Below are 16648 nucleotides of genomic sequence, written 5' to 3' on the forward strand. Positions count from 1 at the left end.
AACTTAGATTCCTGAAGTCAGCGAGATAAACAGCGGCAGCGACAGGATACACAGAACCGAGCTCAGCAGCAGCACCGCTTCCGCATCCGGCGATTGCACGCCGAAACGGTTACCGAACACCACGCCGAAGAAACCGGCAGAGAGCGCAATCATCAGAATAGCGGTGATGGCGACAGAACCCTGCAGGCCGAACGCCAGTACGATACCCCATGCGATGAACGGCTGAATCAGCAGTTTGGCGATGGTCGCGCTGACAACCATGGTGTTGATTTGCAGTTTACGCGCAGAGAGGATCACCCCGGTCAGGAACAGTGCCGCAGCGGTTGCCGACAGGCCCAGCGGTTTAATCGACGCCAGCAGCATTTCCGGCATTTTGATGCCAATCGCCGAGAGAATCACCCCCAGCAGCGGGCCCATGACGATCGGTTTTTTCAGCGAGCGCCACATCAGCACTGGCAGCATAGAGAGTGAACTTCCACTGTTGCCACCTTCGGCACGCGCTTTTTCACGTTCCAGAATCAGCAGGCAGAACGGCGTCATCAGCACGGAACCACAGGCGATAGAGACCGCAACAGAAAGCGAAGTTGCCGGAGTTTCACCCAGTACGCTGCCCAGAATCGGCAGGCCAAGCGCGGCATAGTTTGGCAGTGCGACGGTCAGCGTCAGCACGGCGGCATCCTGCGGCGATTTATTAAAGACTTTCACGGCCAGGAAGTAGATAGCCGCGTAGATAATCCACATCGCCAGCGTCAGCACCACAATCAGCGGCGACTGAGCGACAATCCCGGCCCATGGAGTTTGTACGGTTGCGCTGAACAGCGCGGCAGGCAGTGCGAAATCCATGACAAAAATATTAAGCAGGGAAACATTCTTGTTATCGACCATTTTGGCCTTACCTGCCCAGAATCCCAGTAGCATGATCACGAAAATCGGTGCCAGGGCATGAATAATTACGTAAGTCATAAATCACCTGTAGTTAAAAAGAAAAGTCACTGACGCGATGGTTATTATTTTCAGAGTGCAGACTCCCGGTGGGCGCAGCAGCTGTGCCCACGGGGTTGACTCTGGCAGGTCTCTTTTTACTTACCAGCTGGCGCGCATACGTTCGCGTACGAGCGCCGAGCTGCGGCGGTTGTCAGAACCCAGGCGATTTTTCAGCGAGGTGTCCTGACGAGCGTCTTTGATGGCCTGTTGCAGCGTGCTGTTCACCTGCGTCAGATCGTTATCGGTTGGGGCATCCGGGTTGCTGATATCCAGCAGTTTCGCCAGCAAGCCCAGCGTGGCGTAGTTGCTGATGTCATACGCCATCGGCGGAATGGTCGCCGCCAGTTTTTCCAGCGCGTCAACGGTACGCAGGGTGATACGCGCGGCAGATTCTTTGCCCATCGCGTGGATCAACACGCCGGAATCGTTGAAGGCAATCAGTTGGTTGGCCTGATAACCGTGCGCCAGAAACGCGCCGGACATCGCTTTACCAACAATCAAACCAATCACCGGGTGACCGGCCAGACGCGCATTGGCATACGCCCCGGCAGCACCGGCCAGCGCCTGGTGAATACCGAACGCTTCTTCACGACGGCCATAGGCCTGACTCGGCACATCAATCACCGCGATAATCGGGCGTTTAACGGCTTTATCTGCATCGGCGGCGACGGTTTCGCTCACCACTTTCGCCAGCGTCCAGCCTTCGAGCAGGCCAACTTCACCTTTTGCGGCGCGAGGGAAATGGTTATTGGCATCGGGAACAACAGCCACAAAACGCACTGCTTCACCGTTAATTTCGCCATCAGCCGCCTGGACTGACGGGCAAAGACCTTGTACGCGTTGTGCGTTCGGGGCCAGTTTTTCCAGCCACAATGCCCCACGGCTTACTGAGTTACTCATCATTTCACCTCCCGGGCAAAAAGCGCGTTAATCTGTTCAGAATCAGCCTGTTTGCGGGTGTCGAAATTCGTCAGGCGATCCAGATACCAGTCGTAGTTATCGGTGCGATGTTTCGCCGGTACGCCTTTGGCAATCGCGTCGTTCATCGCTGCTTTCACCGCATTAACGCCATCGCCAACCAGCGCATCGACCAGCCCGCTTTCATAACGTACTTCACCACCGGTCATGCTCCAGATAAACGGACGGTCGCGGGAGTCATATTCGGCAATGCCCGCTTCCTGTTCGATAACCTGTGGGCCATTCAGACCAAGACGCGCTTCGCGGGTGACAATCAGATAGCTGCACAGCGCGGCAGCGATAGACATCCCGCCAAAACAACCCACGGTACCGGCAACAATTCCCACTACCGGGGTATAACGGCGCAGGTCAACAATCGCGGCATGGATATCGGCAATTGCCGCCAGGCCGAGATTCGCTTCCTGTAAGCGCACGCCACCGGTTTCGAGGCAAAGTACCGCCTGCGTCGGGATACCGTTACGATTATCTTCCGCCGCCAGTTCAAGCGCCGCCGCCATTTTTGCGCCGGAAACTTCACCCATACTACCGCCCTGGAACGCGCCTTCAATCGCCACAACCACGGCAGGTTGACCATTGATGGTACCTTTGGCGACAACCATGCCGTCATCGGCCTGCGGCACGATGCCCTGCGGCCCAAGCCACGGAGAAACGATGCCTTCAAACGGGTCCAGCAGTTCGCGGTAGCTGCCGTCATCCAGCAGCGCGTGCGCACGCTGACGTGCTTTTAATTCGATAAAACTGCGGTCATCACGCATAGCTCACCTCCTCAAAGACCTGTTCGATACGAATGCGAGCCACGCCAGGGGTTGCGCCAAAATCGTGGACAACCATCTTGCCGGAGGGCAGTTCGCTCACAAGGCTCAGGCGGTTGAACAGCGCTTCCCAGCGGGCGCGGCTGTTGTCCACCGAGGTGGTGATATCAATCGTCAGGGTTTTCTCCTGGTCGGCGGTGAATAACACCTCCATATCCCCGGAGCCCACAACGCCCGCCAGTGCTTTGCCGCTTACAGTGCGGCTGGCAGGCAAAGAGATCGTAATGTGTTCCATAACATCCTCTTAATTCGGTAAATAAGGCGCGGAAGACGCGTCAATACGGTCGAGAAACAGCGTGGCGGCCAGCAGGTCGGCAGCGCCGCCCGGTGACGCGTTGAGCGCCAGCATTTGTGCATCTAGGGTTGCCAGCGCCTCGCGGCCTTCTGGCTGTGCGGTGCCGCCAGCAAGCAGGACAGCACGCGCACCGTTTTGCATGGTTTCAAGGCCGTGCATTCCGCTGCGCGAGAGCACGCAGGTGTCGCTGAGAGAGGTCATAATCGCCATCAGCGCATCCAGCCTGGCGTGCGTTTCGCTGCTGCCGTTGAAGCGGCTTAAACGAAGCTGAGGTAAAGCGCGCTGCATCACGTGCGGAAAAGCCTGCTGCGCTTCTTCCCTCGCCCCTGGCACGCGATAGCGGTGCGTGGCGCGAAGCCCTTTGCTGAACACTTTCGGCGCGACAGCATCCGGCAACATCGCCAGTTTCGCCGCCGTGGTGCTGATGGCTTTCGCCGTACCGGCACCGCCGAGCATCGCCACCGCGCTGACCAACAGGCCCAGCGCCCAAATCGCGCCACGGTGAGTATTCACACCGTTCGTGGCAGCCATCATCTGTTGCTCGCCTTCGCGTCCCAGTCGCCCAATGGTTTGTCTGAGCGCAACATCCGCCGGACGCTGCCAGCTTTGCTGCGCCAGGGCATGAAACGTCGGGGTCAGGCTGTGGGCGGAACGCTCCATCAGCGCCAGCGTCAGGTCGTGATGCGCCCCGCTGCCCCGGCTGTCCACCAGACCGGGTTTCGGGCTTAAACGTGCTTCGTCGACAAGACATTGCGTGGCGGTTCGCGCCAGCCATTCGGCACCGCCTTCAACCTGAATCTGTGGCAGAAGTTTCATCACCAGCTCCGGAATTTCGCAGGTGGGTTGTACAAACCACCGGACCATTCCACCAGGTCGGACACGCTGCTGGCAGCCAGCAGGGAACGGGTGGCGTCGGTACGGCGAATGCCCATATCTTCCGGATAAACCACTTTGCCGCTCTTACGCAGCTCAGCAACGCGTTTGGCGTCTACGCCCAGGCCAATATCGGTAATACCGGCAACGGCGGCGACCATCGCGCGGCGCTCTTCCAGGCTTTCCGCACGGTAGAGGTAAGCGATACCTTCTTCGGTCAGCACGTGGGTCACGTCATCGCCGTAAATCATGACGGGTGCCAGCGGCATCCCGGAGGATTTCGCCACGTCAACGGCATCCAGCGTTTCGACGAAGGTCGGTTTCACGCCAGCCTGGAAGGTTTCCACCATCTGGACGACGAGTTTTTTACCGCGCTGCATCGGGTCTGGTTCGGTGATCATGTTCAGCCAGGCAGGCGTTGCATGACGACGACCGTGCGGGTCATGGCCCATGTTTGGCGCACCACCGAAACCGGAGAGACGACCACGGGTGACGGTCGAGGAGTTGGCGAGGCCATCAACCTGTAACGTTGAACCGATAAACATATCCACCGCGTACTGACCTGCTAACTGGCAGAACGCGCGGTTAGAACGCATTGAACCGTCGGCACCGGTAAAGAACACATCAGGACGGGCGCGGATGTACTCTTCCATCCCCAGTTCGCCACCGAAGCAGTGCACGCTTTCCACCCAACCGCTCTCAATCGCCGGGATCAGCGTCGGATGCGGGTTAAGCGTCCAGTGTTTACAGATTTTGCCTTTCAGACCGAGCTGTTCGCCGTAGGTTGGCAGCAGCAGTTCAATCGCGGCGGTGTTAAAACCGATACCGTGGTTGAGTGACTGCACCTGATGCTCTGCGTAGATGCCTTTAATCGCCATCATCGCCATCAGGATGTGTTCTTGTTTAATCAGACGCGGGTCGCGGGTAAACAGTGGTTCGATAAAGAACGGTTTGTCTGCGACGACCACGAAATCAATCCACGAGCCGGGAATATCCACGCGCGGCAGGTCGCATTCGTCGTCCACCAGTTCGTTCACCTGTGCGATGACGATACCGTCGTGGAAGGCGGCCGCTTCAACCAGCGCTGGCGTATCTTCAGTACTGGCGCCGGTGTAAAGGTTGCCTTTGCTGTCGGCTTTAAAACCGGCAATCAGCGCCACGTTCGGGGCCAGGTCAACATAAAGACGAGAGTAAAGTTCGATGTAAGTGTGAATCGCACCGATCTCCAGCAAGCCATCTTCCAGCAGTTGCGAAATACGCAGGCTCTGCGTCCCGGAGAAAGAGAAATCCAGCTTGTGAGCGATGCCTTTCTCGAAGATGTCGAGGTGTTCACTGCGACCTACGCTTGGCATGATCATATGCAGGTCATGAACAATCTGCGGGTTCACTTCAGCAAGGGAACGAGACAGGAAATCTGCCTGTTTTTGGTTATTCCCTTCTAATACCACTCTGTCGCCCGGCGCGATCAGTTTTTCCAGCATTGCGACAAGGTCTGCCGTCGGTAGCACCTTGCCCTGCACCGGTACAGACGCCAGGCGGCGCTGTTTCTCAGTGCGTCGCGTGTTCCATACCCGTGCGGGTGTTTGCCCAGATAACATTATTAACCTCCTGATTCAGCGAATCATTTTGATTTGCTTAACACTGAGAAGAGTCTGAACCCTGGTGAGAAAGTCATCAATTAAGCTTAGGAGGGAATCATTAGCCTGAGAGTAATAATCACATTAAAAATTTGTGACGCAGGTCAACTCAAAAAGGGGTAAAAGAGGCTACCACCGCCCATTTTCTTAAACAGAATCAAAAAGTGACGGTATAGTAGTCAGCAGATCAAAAGAGAACATCGCAACGTTATGGCCCAAATTACTCCCGCAGAGTTTGCTGTCCCGCAGGACGATTCTTCCACGTTTCGCCCGATGCCCGGCATCAGCAACCCGCATCTGCAAACCATGCTGCCGAGGCTCATCCGCCGTCGGCTACACTTTACGCCGCACTGGCAGCGCCTCGATTTACCCGACGGCGACTTTCTGGATATCGCCTGGAGCGAAGATCCCATGCAGGCGAAGCACAAACCCCGCCTGGTGGTGTTTCACGGTCTGGAAGGCAGCCTGCACAGCCCCTATGCACACGGTCTGATTCAGGCAGCGAAAGAACGCGGCTGGCTCGGCGTGGTGATGCATTTTCGCGGCTGCAGCGGCGAACCGAATCGCCTTAACCGTATTTATCACTCCGGTGAAACAGAAGACGGCACCTGGTTTTTAAACTGGCTGAAGCAGGAACTGGGCGATGCGCCCACGGCGGCGGTGGGATATTCGCTCGGCGGCAACATGCTCGCCTGTCTGCTGGCGAAAGAAGGCCATGCGGTTCCGCTGGACGCCGCGGTGATTGTCTCCGCACCCTTCGTACTGGAAGCCTGTAGCTATCACATGGAAAAGGGCTTTTCGCGAGTGTATCAGCGTTATTTGCTCAATCTGCTAAAAGGTAACGCATCGCGCAAACTGGCGGCGTATCCTGGCACGCTGCCGGTCGATTTGCGCCAGCTTAAGCGCGTGCGCAAAATCCGTGAGTTTGATGACCTGATTACCGCCAAAATTCACGGTTTTGCCGACGCTATCGACTATTATCGTCAATGTAGCGCCATGCCGTTACTGAACCAGATAGCCATTCCAACGCTGATTATTCATGCGAAGGACGATCCGTTTATGGATCACCACGTAATACCGGAAGCAGACGCGCTTCCCGCCTGCGTCGAATACCAGTTAACGGAACATGGCGGTCACGTCGGTTTTATTGGCGGCACCTTCCGCCGCCCGCAAATGTGGCTGGAGCGACGTATTCCCGACTGGCTGATGCCGTGGCTTGGAGGTGGAAAATGATCATTCCCTGGCAAGATATCGATGCCGAAACGCTCGATAACCTGATTGAAAGCTTTGTGTTGCGTGAAGGCACCGATTATGGTGAATATGAACGTTCACTTGCGCAAAAGGTTGCCGACGTAAAACAGCAACTACAACGCGGCGAAGCGGTACTGGTGTGGTCGGAACTTCATGAAACCGTCAACATCATGCCCCGCAGCCAGTTTCGCGGTTAATCTTACCGACTCGGGAGTTGTTCGCTATGTCAGCCAAACATCCGGTTATCGCCGTCACGGGTTCCAGCGGGGCGGGAACCACCACCACCAGCCTCGCGTTCCGCAAGATTTTCGCCCAGCTTAAGCTCCACGCCGCAGAGGTGGAAGGCGACAGCTTTCATCGCTATACGCGCCCGGAAATGGACTTAGCGATTCGTAAGGCGCGCGATATGGGGCGCCATATCAGCTACTTCGGCCCGGATGCCAACGACTTCAGCCTGCTGGAACAAACCTTCCGCGAGTACGGGTACAGCGGCACCGGACAATCGCGAAAATATCTGCATACCTATGATGAAGCGGTGCCGTGGAATCAGGTGCCGGGAACCTTCACCCCGTGGCAACCGCTGCCTGAGCCGACCGACGTGCTGTTTTATGAAGGGCTGCACGGCGGCGTGGTCACGCCACATCACGATGTGGCGAAACATGTCGATTTACTGGTGGGCGTGGTGCCAATTGTGAACCTGGAGTGGATCCAGAAGATGATCCGCGACACCAGCGAGCGGGGTCACTCCCGCGAGGCGGTGATGGATTCCGTGGTCCGTTCGATGGAAGATTACATCAACTACATCACCCCGCAGTTCTCGCGTACGCATCTTAACTTCCAGCGCGTGCCAACGGTCGATACCTCCGATCCCTTCGCCGCTAAAGGCATTCCGTCGCTGGATGAAAGCTTTGTGGTGATCCACTTCCGCAATCTCGACAATATCGACTTCCCATGGCTGCTGGCGATGTTGCAGGGCTCGTTTATCTCGCATATGAATACGCTGGTGGTGCCTGGCGGCAAGATGGGGCTGGCGATGGAATTGATCATGACGCCGCTGGTGCAGCGGTTGATGGAAGGGAAGAAGATTGGGTGAAGGGTGCAGGCTGGGCCCCTCACCCCGGCCCTCACCCGCAGGGGGAGGGAGAAAATCAGCGCAGAACCTGAACACCGCACGGTCAGTCCCCTCTCCCTGCGGGAGAGGGTTAGGGTGAGGGGTGTCTCAACTTACCCCTCCACCACCTCATAAGAATGGGTAATGTTCACCGCTTTGCCCAGCATCAGCGCCACTGAACAGTACTTCTCTGCCGACAAATCCACCGCACGGGACACCGCCGCATCTTTCAGCTCTTTGCCGGTCACAATGAAGTGCAGATTAATGTGCGTGAACAGACGTGGCGCTTCTTCGCGGCGTTCAGACGTCAGTTTAACTTCACAATCGGTCACGTCGTAACGTCCCTTTTGCAGAATCGACACCACGTCGATAGCGCTACAGCCGCCCGCTGCCATCAGCACGATTTCCATCGGGCTTGGTGCTTTATCACCTGAGTTGCCATCCATCAAAATCTGGTGCCCGGAAGCTGATTCACCCAGGAAGGTTAACCCTTCAACCCATTTCACACGCGCTTGCATAGTTGTCACTCCAAAGTTGCAAATTTATTGTCAGATTACGCGCACATAACAAATCTCGCAACGGAAGTAGACCTGGGTCATGCTGAAGCGAGACACCAGGAGACACGCGGCGAAAGCTATGCTAAAACAGTCGGGATGCTACAGAGATACATAAACGTACTGCATGTATGCAGAGGACATCACATACTGGTCGCGACAATCTTTGACGACCAACTTCCCAGGTAGAGGGAAGGATATTATTTCAACCAGTGGCGGCCTGATTTATGCCGCTGGCGATAGCTTATAACAGAGGATAACCGCGCATGGTGCTTGGCAAACCGCAAACAGACCCGACTCTCGAATGGTTCTTGTCTCATTGCCACATTCATAAGTACCCATCGAAGAGCACGCTGATTCACCAGGGTGAAAAAGCGGAAACGTTGTACTACATCGTTAAAGGCTCCGTGGCAGTACTCATCAAGGATGAGGAAGGTAAAGAGATGATCCTTTCCTACCTCAACCAGGGCGATTTCATCGGTGAACTGGGCCTGTTTGAAGAAGGCCAGGAACGTAGCGCCTGGGTGCGGGCGAAAACCGCCTGTGAAGTGGCGGAAATCTCCTATAAGAAATTCCGTCAGCTTATCCAAGTTAACCCGGATATCCTGATGCGTCTCTCTTCTCAGATGGCGCGCCGCCTGCAGGTCACCTCTGAGAAAGTCGGCAACCTGGCGTTCCTCGACGTTACCGGTCGTATCGCACAGACACTGCTGAATCTGGCGAAACAGCCGGATGCCATGACCCACCCGGACGGTATGCAAATCAAAATCACCCGTCAGGAAATCGGTCAGATCGTTGGCTGCTCCCGTGAAACGGTGGGGCGCATCCTGAAGATGCTGGAAGATCAGAATCTGATCTCCGCACACGGTAAAACGATCGTCGTTTACGGCACGCGTTAATCCCGTCTGACGGCGTATTGTTCACGCAATACGCCGTTTTTGTCTCTTATGTGGCGCAGGCTGATTTACCACCCGGAAGTCAACTATGCACTGCGGCAAACGCTGGTGTTATGTTTGCCGGTCGCCGTCGGCCTGATCCTCGGCCAGCTTCAACACGGTTTACTGTTCTCTTTAGTGCCTGCCTGCTGCAACATCGCCGGGCTGGATACTCCCCATAAACGCTTCTTCAAACGCCTGATTATTGGTGGGTCGCTGTTTGCCGGTTGCAGCCTGATTGTGCAATTGCTGCTGGCTGATGATATCCCGCTGCCGTTTATCCTCACGGGTCTGGCGATGGTGCTGGGTGTTACCGCCGAAATCAGCGCACTGCACGGGCGATTGCTTCCGGCTTCGCTGATTGCCGCGATTTTTACCCTAAGCCTGGCGGGTAACATGCCCATCTGGGAGCCGTTACTTATCTACGCACTCGGCACGTTATGGTACGGGCTGTTCAACTGGTTTTGGTTCTGGTTGTGGCGCGAACAACCGCTGCGCGAATCGTTAAGCCTGCTCTATCGCCAACTGGCGGAGTACTGCGAAGCCAAATATAGCCTGCTGACGCAACATACCGACCCGAACACCGCCCTGCCGCCGTTACTTAACCGTCAGCAGAAAGTGGTCGATCTTATCTCCCAGTGCTATCAGCAGATGCACATGCTGGCGGCGAATCAGCACAATGATTACAAGCGCCTGCTACGCGCCTTCCAGATGGGGCTGGATTTGCAGGAGCACATCTCGGTGAGCCTGCACCAGCCGGAAGAGGTACAAAAACTGGTCGAGCGCAGCCACGCCGAAGTGGTGATTCGCTGGAACGCGCAAACCGTCGCCGCGCGCCTGCGGGTAATGGCCGATGACATTCTTTATCACCGCTTCCCGACGCGCTTCAATATGGATAAGCAAATTGGCGCGCTGGAGAAAATTGCCCGCCAGCATCCCGATAACCCGGTTGGGCAGTTCTGCGCCTGGCACTTTAGCCGCATCGCCAAAGTGTTACGTTCGCAGCGTCCGCTTTATCCGCGCAATCTGATGGCCGATAAAGAGCGCCGCCTGCCGTTGTTCCCGGCGTTGAAAAGCTATCTATCACTGAAATCACCCGCCCTGCGTAATGCCGCGCGTTTAAGCGTGATGTTGAGCATCGCCAGCCTGATGGGGGCGGCACTGCATCTGCCAAAACCTTACTGGATCTTAATGACCGTGCTGTTGGTGACGCAAAACGGCTACGGCGCGACGCGCGTGCGTATCTTCCACCGTGCAGCGGGTACGCTGGCGGGGCTGGTGATTGCCGCCGCAACGTTGCACTATCATTTCCCGGAAGGGTTTGCGCTGGCCGCGATGCTGGTGATCACCCTGATAAGCTATCTGATCATTCGCAAAAGCTACGGCTGGGCAACCGTCGGATTTACCATTACGGCGGTATATACCCTGCAATTGCTGACGCTCAACGGTGAGCAGTTTATTGTCGCACGTTTCGCCGACACCATTATTGGCTGCCTGATCGCCTTTGGTGGCATGCTGTGGCTATGGCCGCAGTGGCAAAGCGGCCTGCTGCGGAAAAATGCGCACTCAGCGCTGGAAGCGGATCAGGAAGCAATCCAGTTAATTTTGAGTGACGACCCTGCCGCGGAAAAACTGGCGTATCAACGTATGCGCGTCAACCAGGCCCATAACGCCTTGTTTAACTCGCTCAATCAGGCGATGCAGGAACCGGGCTTTAATACACACTATCTGGAAGATATGAAACTGTGGGTGACGCACAGCCAGTTCATCGTCGAGCATATCAACGCGATGACCACGCTGGCGCGTGAGCACGATACGCTCTCGCCGGAACTGATGCAGCGTTATCTGGAATCGTGTGAAGTCGCCCTGCAACGCTGTCAGCAGCGTCTGGAGTATGATGAATCGGGCAGCAGCGGGGATGTGAACATCATGGAGTCACCGGATACGCTGTCCCATGGGCCCCTCAGCACCATGGAACAGCATCTCCAGCGTATTCTGGGCCATCTCAACACCATGCACACCATTTCATCGGTGGCATGGCGTCAGCGGCCACGGCACGGTATCTGGCTAAACCGCCATATCAATTAACGACCTTTGCCACTGCCTGAGCAAAGCGCGTCATGCCGTCGTCGATGTCTTTTTCTTCCACCACCAGCGACGGCGCGAAACGCATTACGTCCGGCCCGGCGTTCAGCACCATGACACCCGCCTCGGCGGCGGCGTAAAGGAATTCACGCGCGCGGCCTTTGTACGGATCTTTCAGTTCGGCGCCAATCAGCAGCCCCATTCCGCGGATATCGCTGAAGATATCGTACTTCGCGTCAATATCCTGCAAATGCTTCACGAAACGCTCGCGTTTGGCGTGAACGCCATCGAGCACGTCAGGCGTGTTGATAATATCGAATGCCGCACCCGCCACAGCACAGGCCAGCGGGTTACCGCCGTAGGTCGAGCCGTGGGAGCCGACGTGAAATGCGCTGGCGATATCTTCGGTCGTGAGCATGGCGCTAATCGGGAAACCACCGCCCAGGGCTTTCGCGCTGGTAAGGATATCCGGCGTCACGCCATAGTGCATATAGGCAAACAGCGAGCCGGTACGGCCCATCCCGCTCTGCACTTCATCAAACACCAGCAGCGCCTGATGCTTATCGCACAAGTCACGCAGCCCCTGTAAAAATTCCGGGGTAGCGGCCAGCACGCCGCCTTCGCCCTGAACGGGTTCGACCACAATCGCGCAGGTATGGTCATCAATTACCGCTTCAACCGCATGCAGATCGTTAAACGGCACGTGGACGATATCCGCCGGTTTCGGACCAAAGCCATCGGAATACTTCGGCTGACCGCCGACAGAAACAGTAAACAGCGAGCGACCATGGAAGGCATTATGGAAGGCAATAATCTTACTTTTGTACGGGCTATGACGCGTAGAGGCGTAGTAACGCGCCAGTTTGAACGCGGTTTCGTTGGCTTCTGTACCGGAGTTCATGAACACCACGCGCTCGGCAAAGGTGGCGTCCACCAGCTTTTGCCCCAGACGCAGCGCCGGTTCGTTGGTAAACACGTTACTGGTGTGCCACAGGGTTTCACCCTGCGATTTTAGCGCCTCTACCAGCGCCGGATGGCAATGCCCCAGCGCCGTTACCGCAATCCCGCCGGCGAAATCGACGTACTCTTTCCCCTGCTGATCCCACACGCGGCTGCCTTTACCTTTTACCGGGATAAACTCCGCCGGTGCATAAATTGGCAGGATCACCTGATCGAATGTCGCGCGGGTAATTGCAGGTTGTTTGGTTGTCATGTCATGCCCTTCTGTGATTATGCAGCAATGATTATGAAATTATAATCACAAAATATGCATAAAAAATCACTTGATAGCAATGACTAAATTAGCGATTAAGAAAGTTTGCCAGCAGCGCATGCCCTTGTTCGCTGAGAATACTTTCCGGGTGGAACTGCACGCCTTCAAGATCCCACTGATGATGGCGAATGCCCATAATCTCACCGCTTTCACTGCGCGCGGTCACCTCGAAGCTTTCAGGTAGCGTATCCGGGTCAATCAGCAGGGAATGGTAGCGAGTGACGGTCAGCGGGTTATTCAGCCCCTGAAAAACGCCCTGCCCGTTGTGCGTGACAGGCGAGGTTTTGCCATGCATCACTTTTTGCGCCCGCACGATGCGCGCGCCAAACGCCTGCGCAATCGCCTGATGCCCCAGGCACACGCCCAGCAGCGGCGTTTTTCCGGCGTAATGGCGAATGACCTCCAGCGAAATACCCGCGTCATCCGGCGTACAGGGACCGGGGGAGATAACAATTTTCGCCGGGCTAAGCGCATCGATTTGCGCGAGGGTGATGTCATCGTTGCGCTTCACGAGCACCTCAGCACCCAGCTCGCAGAAATACTGGTAAAGATTCCAGGTAAAGGAATCGTAGTTATCAATTAGCAGGATCATGGCGGCTCCGGTTACAGCAAACTGGAGCATTCTACCGTTTGTGCCGCGTCTGGACGATGAAAAGGTGCGTTTAGATACCCCTCACCCCGGCCCTCTCCCGCAGGGAGAGGGAGAAGGGCTCGATCGGTTCCCTCTCCCTGCGGGAGAGGGTTAGGGTGAGGGGAAACAAGCTGCGCCAATATCAAACACTCCCTTCCCTCACCACCTTAGTAAACAGTGCCAGCAGCGGCTTCAAATCGCCCATCGCCCCCTGCTGATTAGCGTCGTTCCAGCGTAGCGGTTCAATCTCCCGCCAGTCCAGCGCGTAACCCGCGTGAATCGCCAGTTGCTCAAAGAATATACGCTGCGCCAGGCCACTGCCAATGCGAAACGGATGCAGTACGTTGATTTCGCAGTAATACCACGTTAGTCGCTCAATAAACGCGTCTTTTTCCAGCCCCGACAGCCAGTACTCGTCTTCCAGTTCCTGCATCAGGGCGTTGCCCTCTTTCTCAATGCGCGTGAAATGACAGAACGGTGTATCGCCGTGGTAGATATTGATTTCCCGATATTTTCCGGCCCAGTCAAACACATCCTGATAGAGCTGATAATGGATGGCGCACAGCCAGGGAAGCCCGCGCACCTGTGGGCCCAGTTCGAGGGTCGCGGCACGCAGAGAGGTAAGCTCCCAGGCGGCCTGTTCAAGGCGGGTGGCTTCGTGGATGCCCAGTTTATTACGCATCACGTTTAAACCAGGGAACAGATAAGGGTCGCGGTCGTTACCGAATTTATCGCTCATAGTGCCTCCGCAGTTGTTCAATGCGTGTCAACGCGTCTTCGGCACAGAGGGTGACCAACGGGATATCAACCCCCTCCAGGCGGCGACTGGCCTGAAAATTCTCATTGCGTGTCTTTTCCCAGAACTGAGCTTTTTGCTTATCGGTGAGTTTTTTCATGCAGCCTCCCTGAACTGTTCCCGTTTGCCACAAGTATAAGCAGCAATTGCAGGTTATACACATCATCATTCAAGCTGCCTCTGCGTTGGCTGCACTCGTTCACCCCAGTCACGTACTTATGTACGCTCCAGGGGATTCACTCCCTTGCCGCCTTGATGCAGCTCGAATGATTTTGTGTATATGCAGGAAGGCAAAAACGCGCGGACGGCATCGCCCGCGCGAAGAAGAATTTACGGCAGGACTTTTGCGGAGAGGATAACAATCGGTTTGGTCGGCACATTCTGGTACGGACCAACGTTATGGGACTGCACCTGAGAAATTTTATCAGCAACGTCCATCCCTTTGACAACCTTACCAAATACCGCGTAGCCAAAATCACGCTGACCGTGATCGAGGAAGGCATTATCCGCTACGTTGATGAAGAACTGGCTGGTTGCGCTATCTTTATCAGCAGTACGCGCCATTGCGATAGTGCCACGGGTGTTACGCAGGCCGTTGTCCGCTTCGTTTTTGATTGGCGGGTTCGGCTGTTTCTGCTGCATCTGCTCATTAAAACCGCCGCCCTGCACCATGAAGCCCGGGATCACGCGGTGGAAAGTGGTGTTGTTATAGAAACCGCTATTCACGTAGTTCACGAAGTTTTCCACGGAAACCGGCGCTTTCTGGCTGTTCAGCTCCAGCTCAATATTCCCTGCGGAAGTCGTCAGCAGCACATGCGGGTCGCCAGTCGCTGCAAGAGCTGCCGGGGAGATCGCTGAGAGTGCAAAAACAGCCGTCATGGCCGCCAGAGTTGATTTGAGCATGAGAATTCCTTAACGGGTGCAGTAAAGAAGGCAAGTGGCTTGATTCTAAAGAGGGTTTGCACCCCAGGCCAGACTTTTACTTAAGTTTACTTAGTTGAAACAGATGTAACCAGCACGGCGCTGAAATCCACACATTTTTAATGTGACGCACATCACGTTAGCTGGTGCAATAAATAACATTGATGCAATAAAACTAGGAATGCATCACTTAAATGAATAAAATCTGCGCACCCGGCGGGGTGTCAACGCGTTTTACGTTTCTATTCATACAGGCCAGTCATGACTAACAGCAACCGTATCAAGCTCACATGGATCAGCTTCTTCTCCTACGCCCTTACCGGTGCGTTGGTGATTGTCACCGGGATGGTGATGGGAAATATCGCCGATTACTTTAATCTGCCCGTTTCCAGCATGAGTAACACCTTCACCTTCCTGAACGCCGGGATCCTGATTTCTATCTTCCTGAACGCGTGGCTGATGGAAATCGTACCGCTGAAAACGCAGCTCCGCTTTGGCTTTGTGCTGATGGTGCTGGCGGTTGCCGGTCTGATGACCACGCACAGCCTGGCCCTGTTCTCTGCCGCGATGTTCGTACTCGGCCTGGTCAGCGGGATCACCATGTCGATCGGTACGTTCCTGATCACCCACATGTATGAAGGTCGCCAGCGCGGCGCGCGTCTGCTGTTCACCGACTCCTTCTTCAGCATGGCCGGGATGATCTTCCCGATGGTCGCCGCGGTTCTGCTGGCGCGCAGCATCGAATGGTACTGGGTATATGCCTGCATTGGTCTGGTTTACGTGGCTATCTTTATTCTGACATTCGGATGCGACTTCCCGGTTCTCGGCAAAAAAGCCGCGCCCGATGCACAGCCTGTGGTGAAAGAAAAATGGGGTATCGGCGTACTGTTCCTGTCGATTGCCGCGCTGTGCTACATCCTTGGTCAGCTCGGGTTTATCTCCTGGGTGCCGGAATACGCCAAAGGCCTGGGCATGAGCCTGAACGACGCGGGTAAACTGGTGAGCGATTTCTGGATGTCATATATGTTCGGTATGTGGGCGTTCAGCTTCATTCTGCGCTTCTTCGACCTGCAACGCATTCTGACCGCGCTGGCGGGCCTGGCAACCGTGCTGATGTACTTCTTCATTCACGGCGAGCCGCAACATCTGGCGTGGTTCATCCTGACGCTGGGTTTCTTCTCCAGCGCGATTTACACCTCAATCATTACGCTGGGTTCACTGCAAACCAAAGTGGCCTCGCCGAAGCTGGTTAACTTTGTACTGACCTGCGGCACCATCGGCACCATGCTGACCTTCGTGGTCACCGGCCCGATTGTGGCCCACAGCGGCCCGCATGCGGCGCTGGTAACCGCCAACGCTCTCTACGCTGTGGTCTTCGTGATGTGCGTCATCCTCGGCTTCGTTAGCCGCCATCGCCAACACGGCGCGGCGTCTCACTAAGACGATTGTTGTTGTGCCCGGTGGCGCTGCCGCTTACCGGGCCTACGAGGCGTGTCGCCTTGCAGGCCCGGC

General features: G+C 55.9%; 18 protein-coding genes. 6 read left to right on the plus strand and 12 right to left on the minus strand.

Annotation, left to right across the window (positions count from 1 at the left end):
* Window positions 1–3: 3 nt before the first annotated feature.
* The 6 genes from NMC31_RS20780 to mdcA all read right to left on the minus strand — a co-directional run bounded on the left by NMC31_RS20780 (window position 4) and on the right by mdcA (window position 5540).
* Window positions 4–963, minus strand: coding sequence for an AEC family transporter (locus NMC31_RS20780; protein ID WP_149464177.1), 960 nt, complete (start codon window positions 961–963; stop codon window positions 4–6).
* A 120-nt stretch (window positions 964–1083) separates the two neighbouring features.
* Complete coding sequence (gene mdcE, locus NMC31_RS20785) at window positions 1084–1884, minus strand: biotin-independent malonate decarboxylase subunit gamma (RefSeq protein WP_253898987.1); 801 nt, start codon at window positions 1882–1884, stop codon at window positions 1084–1086.
* A complete protein-coding gene (locus NMC31_RS20790) occupies window positions 1884–2717 on the minus strand; it encodes a biotin-independent malonate decarboxylase subunit beta (RefSeq protein WP_253898965.1) in 834 nt (277 codons plus the stop codon). Before NMC31_RS20790 ends, mdcE begins: the two co-directional genes overlap by 1 nt.
* Window positions 2710–3009, minus strand: coding sequence for a malonate decarboxylase acyl carrier protein (gene mdcC / locus NMC31_RS20795; protein ID WP_149464175.1), 300 nt, complete (start codon window positions 3007–3009; stop codon window positions 2710–2712). Before mdcC ends, NMC31_RS20790 begins: the two co-directional genes overlap by 8 nt.
* Before the next feature lie 9 nt (window positions 3010–3018).
* Window positions 3019–3885 (minus strand): triphosphoribosyl-dephospho-CoA synthase, encoded by an 867-nt coding sequence (locus tag NMC31_RS20800; protein ID WP_253898966.1) that lies wholly within the window; start codon window positions 3883–3885, stop codon window positions 3019–3021.
* Window positions 3885–5540, minus strand: coding sequence for a malonate decarboxylase subunit alpha (mdcA, locus tag NMC31_RS20805; RefSeq protein WP_253898967.1), 1656 nt, complete (start codon window positions 5538–5540; stop codon window positions 3885–3887). Before mdcA ends, NMC31_RS20800 begins: the two co-directional genes overlap by 1 nt.
* A gap of 249 nt (window positions 5541–5789) precedes the next feature.
* On the opposite strand from mdcA, the gene NMC31_RS20810 reads away from it, so the two are divergent.
* Genes NMC31_RS20810 through NMC31_RS20820 form a run of 3 tightly spaced genes read left to right on the plus strand, consistent with a single transcriptional unit; the run spans window position 5790 to window position 7923 of the window.
* Window positions 5790–6812: a hydrolase gene (locus NMC31_RS20810; RefSeq protein WP_253898968.1), complete on the plus strand. Its 1023-nt coding sequence runs from the start codon at window positions 5790–5792 to the stop codon at window positions 6810–6812.
* Window positions 6809–7027: a YheU family protein gene (locus tag NMC31_RS20815; RefSeq protein WP_015962712.1), complete on the plus strand. Its 219-nt coding sequence runs from the start codon at window positions 6809–6811 to the stop codon at window positions 7025–7027. The genes NMC31_RS20810 and NMC31_RS20815 overlap by 4 nt, the downstream gene beginning before the upstream one ends.
* Before the next feature lie 26 nt (window positions 7028–7053).
* Window positions 7054–7923 carry a phosphoribulokinase gene (locus tag NMC31_RS20820; protein WP_149464172.1) on the plus strand — a complete coding sequence of 290 codons (870 nt, stop codon included), beginning with the start codon at window positions 7054–7056 and terminating at the stop codon, window positions 7921–7923.
* Between the two features lie 131 nt (window positions 7924–8054).
* Here the strand turns inward: NMC31_RS20820 and NMC31_RS20825 are convergent, their stop codons facing one another.
* Window positions 8055–8459, minus strand: a complete 405-nt coding sequence (locus NMC31_RS20825) for an OsmC family protein (protein WP_253898969.1) — start codon at window positions 8457–8459, stop codon at window positions 8055–8057.
* 302 nt (window positions 8460–8761) lie between these two features.
* Here NMC31_RS20825 and crp point away from each other — a divergent pair, with 302 nt between their 5' ends.
* Together crp and NMC31_RS20835 are read left to right on the plus strand one after the other, a co-directional pair.
* Entirely contained in the window at window positions 8762–9394 is a 633-nt protein-coding gene (crp, locus tag NMC31_RS20830) for a cAMP-activated global transcriptional regulator CRP (RefSeq protein ID WP_000242758.1), read from the plus strand.
* A gap of 48 nt (window positions 9395–9442) precedes the next feature.
* Window positions 9443–11518, plus strand: a complete 2076-nt coding sequence (locus tag NMC31_RS20835) for a YccS/YhfK family putative transporter (RefSeq protein WP_253898988.1) — start codon at window positions 9443–9445, stop codon at window positions 11516–11518.
* Here the strand turns inward: NMC31_RS20835 and argD are convergent.
* The 5 genes from argD to ppiA form a co-directional block, all read right to left on the minus strand.
* The gene (argD, locus tag NMC31_RS20840; protein ID WP_253898970.1) at window positions 11511–12728 is read right to left on the minus strand and encodes a bifunctional acetylornithine/succinyldiaminopimelate transaminase; all 1218 of its coding nucleotides are present in this window, start codon (window positions 12726–12728) and stop codon (window positions 11511–11513) included. The genes NMC31_RS20835 and argD overlap by 8 nt on opposite strands.
* 88 nt (window positions 12729–12816) lie before the next feature.
* The gene (gene pabA / locus NMC31_RS20845) at window positions 12817–13380 is read right to left on the minus strand and encodes an aminodeoxychorismate synthase component 2 (RefSeq protein WP_149464169.1); all 564 of its coding nucleotides are present in this window, start codon (window positions 13378–13380) and stop codon (window positions 12817–12819) included.
* Between the two features lie 181 nt (window positions 13381–13561).
* The gene (locus NMC31_RS20850; RefSeq protein WP_253898971.1) at window positions 13562–14158 is read right to left on the minus strand and encodes a putative adenosine monophosphate-protein transferase Fic; all 597 of its coding nucleotides are present in this window, start codon (window positions 14156–14158) and stop codon (window positions 13562–13564) included.
* Window positions 14148–14315, minus strand: coding sequence for a FicA/YhfG family antitoxin (gene ficA, locus NMC31_RS20855; protein WP_253898972.1), 168 nt, complete (start codon window positions 14313–14315; stop codon window positions 14148–14150). The genes NMC31_RS20850 and ficA overlap by 11 nt, the downstream gene beginning before the upstream one ends.
* 230 nt (window positions 14316–14545) lie before the next feature.
* Window positions 14546–15118: a peptidylprolyl isomerase A gene (ppiA, locus tag NMC31_RS20860; RefSeq protein WP_149464166.1), complete on the minus strand. Its 573-nt coding sequence runs from the start codon at window positions 15116–15118 to the stop codon at window positions 14546–14548.
* Between the two features lie 279 nt (window positions 15119–15397).
* Between ppiA and tsgA the strand changes: the two genes are divergently transcribed.
* Window positions 15398–16576: an MFS transporter TsgA gene (tsgA, locus tag NMC31_RS20865; RefSeq protein WP_149464165.1), complete on the plus strand. Its 1179-nt coding sequence runs from the start codon at window positions 15398–15400 to the stop codon at window positions 16574–16576.
* The last annotated feature ends 72 nt before the right edge of the window (window positions 16577–16648 follow it).

This window comes from Pseudocitrobacter vendiensis, from assembly GCF_943590815.1.
In the GTDB taxonomy this organism is placed as follows: Bacteria; Pseudomonadota; Gammaproteobacteria; order Enterobacterales; family Enterobacteriaceae; genus Pseudocitrobacter; species Pseudocitrobacter vendiensis.

Excerpts from the sequence above, each read along its gene's own strand:
- tsgA (WP_149464165.1), top strand. The coding sequence starts at position 15,398 with ATGACTAACAGCAACCGTATCAAGCTCACATGGATCAGCTTCTTCTCC.
- NMC31_RS20850 (WP_253898971.1), bottom strand. The coding sequence starts at position 14,158 with ATGAGCGATAAATTCGGTAACGACCGCGACCCTTATCTGTTCCCTGGT.
- mdcC (WP_149464175.1), bottom strand. The coding sequence starts at position 3,009 with ATGGAACACATTACGATCTCTTTGCCTGCCAGCCGCACTGTAAGCGGC.
- mdcA (WP_253898967.1), bottom strand. The coding sequence starts at position 5,540 with ATGTTATCTGGGCAAACACCCGCACGGGTATGGAACACGCGACGCACT.
- NMC31_RS20790 (WP_253898965.1), bottom strand. The coding sequence starts at position 2,717 with ATGCGTGATGACCGCAGTTTTATCGAATTAAAAGCACGTCAGCGTGCG.
- NMC31_RS20835 (WP_253898988.1), top strand. The coding sequence starts at position 9,443 with ATGTGGCGCAGGCTGATTTACCACCCGGAAGTCAACTATGCACTGCGG.
- argD (WP_253898970.1), bottom strand. The coding sequence starts at position 12,728 with ATGACAACCAAACAACCTGCAATTACCCGCGCGACATTCGATCAGGTG.
- NMC31_RS20800 (WP_253898966.1), bottom strand. The coding sequence starts at position 3,885 with ATGAAACTTCTGCCACAGATTCAGGTTGAAGGCGGTGCCGAATGGCTG.
- NMC31_RS20820 (WP_149464172.1), top strand. The coding sequence starts at position 7,054 with ATGTCAGCCAAACATCCGGTTATCGCCGTCACGGGTTCCAGCGGGGCG.
- crp (WP_000242758.1), top strand. The coding sequence starts at position 8,762 with ATGGTGCTTGGCAAACCGCAAACAGACCCGACTCTCGAATGGTTCTTG.
- NMC31_RS20825 (WP_253898969.1), bottom strand. The coding sequence starts at position 8,459 with ATGCAAGCGCGTGTGAAATGGGTTGAAGGGTTAACCTTCCTGGGTGAA.
- pabA (WP_149464169.1), bottom strand. The coding sequence starts at position 13,380 with ATGATCCTGCTAATTGATAACTACGATTCCTTTACCTGGAATCTTTAC.
- ficA (WP_253898972.1), bottom strand. The coding sequence starts at position 14,315 with ATGAAAAAACTCACCGATAAGCAAAAAGCTCAGTTCTGGGAAAAGACA.
- NMC31_RS20815 (WP_015962712.1), top strand. The coding sequence starts at position 6,809 with ATGATCATTCCCTGGCAAGATATCGATGCCGAAACGCTCGATAACCTG.
- NMC31_RS20810 (WP_253898968.1), top strand. The coding sequence starts at position 5,790 with ATGGCCCAAATTACTCCCGCAGAGTTTGCTGTCCCGCAGGACGATTCT.
- NMC31_RS20780 (WP_149464177.1), bottom strand. The coding sequence starts at position 963 with ATGACTTACGTAATTATTCATGCCCTGGCACCGATTTTCGTGATCATG.
- mdcE (WP_253898987.1), bottom strand. The coding sequence starts at position 1,884 with ATGAGTAACTCAGTAAGCCGTGGGGCATTGTGGCTGGAAAAACTGGCC.
- ppiA (WP_149464166.1), bottom strand. The coding sequence starts at position 15,118 with ATGCTCAAATCAACTCTGGCGGCCATGACGGCTGTTTTTGCACTCTCA.